We start from the raw sequence: 2,219 nt of genomic DNA, 5'->3' as shown, positions 1-2,219 counted from the left end.
CACGGTGGGCCGGTGGCCCGCCGCCGGGGTCGGCGTGGGTCTGGCCGCCCTGGCGGTACTGATCCCCGGAACGCCGTGGTGGCAGGGTCCGGTGGCGGTGGTGCTGGGGTTCCTCGCGGCGGCCGTGGTGCTCGCCCGGTGCGTGCGCCGTCTCGGTGGGGTGACCGGCGACGTGCTCGGCGCCTGCGTCGAGGCGGCGACCCTGGGCGTCCTCGTGGGGCTCAGCGCGTAGCGCTCGGCGAACAGCACCGCGCGTAAGCGCTCGGTGGACGTCACCGCGCGTGAGCTCTCCCCTACGGCACATCGCATGCGCACTCGCCGAGGCCGGGCGGTGTCCCGGTTCGGCGCGACCGCTCACCGGCGGGTGACCTTCACGACTGCTGTTCCCACGGCCTCCTTCGCGCCGAGGGCCACGTTCTTGGCCGCGTCCCGCCAGCGTCTCGCTTCAAGGGACTCCCGATCGGAATCGAGACCGAGCAGTCTGTGAAACTGCTCGACGGCGCTGCCGACCTGATTGATCGATCCCACCGCGGCCCGGGACGTGCTCGGGTGCAGCAGCACCTGCGAGTTGGCCGTACCGGCAGCCGCGTCCAGGCGTGCCATCAGGTGCTCGATCTTCTCCGAGACGCGCTCCCGCCGACTCTGCCGGTCCTCCTCCATCGCGAGGCGAAGCGCGTCCAGCTCGTCCGGGGACTCGTCCAGCATCCGGTCCAGTCGCAGCACGTCGAACGCGTCCTGCAGTTCGAAGCAGTGCGCCACGACGGCGAGCAACTCCCGGACCTCGGACTCCGCCTCCCCGGCCGTTCTGGCGAGATCACCGATCTTGCTGGTGCTCTCGACCTTCCTCGCGAGTGTGCTGAGTCGACGCAGCGCCCACCCCAGGGCGTCCGTGATCGTCTGCATCCTGCTCTGCACCGTCGACCACGTCGTCGCGTCGAGCCGCCCGGTCTGTTCCCGCAGGGTCATGGCGGACTCGATGTCGAATCCCGCTCCGACCACTCTCGCCAGCTCGGCATCCTTTTGCGCGTCGAGCACGTCATCGATCTTCTCGTCGATGGTCGCGAGGTAGTTCCTGATCTCGTGCATTTCCTGCTGCCTCGCGAGCTGCGTCATGACGCCCGCGGCACCGGAGAGCATCGCCGGTTTGGGCCGCAGCGAGCGGACTCCCTTCTCGACCTCGAGCCAGGACCTGCTCCTGCCCGGTTTCCCCACCATCGCGTAGCGGACGCCCGGCGTCGAGCTCTCCGTCAACCCGTACTTCTCGACCAGACGCGCGGACTCCTCGGTCAGCTTCAACCAGCGACCCGAGGTGGCGGCGATCTCGGAACCTGCCTGCGCGACTCCGGCCCCGGCATGGAGAAGAAGTGCGAGATCGGGTGCTCCCAGCATGGTCGATACCGACAACAGCCCCTCGGATTCGAGAAACTCGTCGATATCCGTCTGATGTTCCCCGCTGACGAGGATCCCCTCGCCGTCGCTGGTCAGCTGTATCCGGTTGTCCATCGCCCACTCCTGTCGTCGACTCTTATCGCACCCGCCACGGGTGGGACAACGCGCCGTGTTGCCGGTCCCGGATTCCCCGTCGGGGTGGAGAGAGCAGCGCGCCACGCAGTCGTCGAGGCAGGCTGATCGGGAGTTACACATGGCCCGTCGCCTGTACGCCGAAGCGTGACACGGACGATGGCCCGCCACCCGAGCCCCCGGTCGCGGAGGCTGGTCCGGTCGGGTCGCTCGGGCCGCACCGACGGGTGAGGTGGTTCCTCGGCTCGCAGGAACGCAACACGCCCGCCGCTAGCGTGAGAGGCGATGGACTCGGCCGTTTCGCCCGACGAGAATGCTCCGGACGGTGCAGACGACACCGCCGTCCGGAGGGACGACGCGGGCGCACGCCCGCGACGGTGGCGGCGGCTGGCCGTGTTCTTCGGACTGCTCGCCGCGCTGTGCGCGGTGGCGTTCCCGTTCCTGCCCGTGGTGCAGGACACCGCCCGCGTCGTGTGGCCCGCGGGCGGGGACACCACCGCGGTGAACGCCCCGCTGGCCGGGTACCGGGCGCAGGACGTGCGGGCCACCGTGCCGTGCGACACGGTCCGCGCGGTGGACGAGCGCGTCGATGGTGCGGGGTTGTTGCTGTCCACGGTGCCGCCCGCGCGTGCCGACGACGGCGCCGGATTCCGGCTGACCGTGGCCGACGGGGAGCTGGCGGCGGCCAACCGGGGGGC

Annotated in this window: 2 protein-coding genes and 1 pseudogene; 2 read left to right on the top strand and 1 reads right to left on the bottom strand. The window is 70.5% G+C overall.

What is annotated here, in order from left to right:
* Positions 1-232 (top strand): adenosylcobinamide-GDP ribazoletransferase (locus ACTIR_RS0102015; RefSeq protein ID WP_199285554.1); only part of this gene is annotated, 232 nt, incomplete at its 5' end.
* A 122-nt stretch (positions 233-354) separates the two neighbouring features.
* Here ACTIR_RS0102015 and ACTIR_RS21190 read toward each other — a convergent pair.
* Positions 355-1,503 (bottom strand): hypothetical protein, encoded by a 1,149-nt coding sequence (locus tag ACTIR_RS21190; RefSeq protein ID WP_052583681.1) that lies wholly within the window; start codon positions 1,501-1,503, stop codon positions 355-357.
* A gap of 303 nt (positions 1,504-1,806) precedes the next feature.
* Here ACTIR_RS21190 and ACTIR_RS21185 point away from each other — a divergent pair.
* Positions 1,807-2,219 (top strand): annotated as a pseudogene (locus tag ACTIR_RS21185) (arabinosyltransferase domain-containing protein); the annotation flags it as partial.

Source organism: Saccharomonospora iraqiensis subsp. iraqiensis (assembly GCF_000430445.1).
GTDB classification, from domain to species: domain Bacteria; phylum Actinomycetota; class Actinomycetes; order Mycobacteriales; family Pseudonocardiaceae; genus Saccharomonospora; species Saccharomonospora iraqiensis.
Note: the sequence above shows the minus strand (reverse complement) of the source record. Positions and strands in the feature narration are given on the sequence as shown.

What these genes read in the sequence shown, in the direction of transcription:
- ACTIR_RS21190 (WP_052583681.1), bottom strand. Translation starts at nt 1,503, where the DNA reads ATGGACAACCGGATACAGCTGACCAGCGACGGCGAGGGGATCCTCGTC.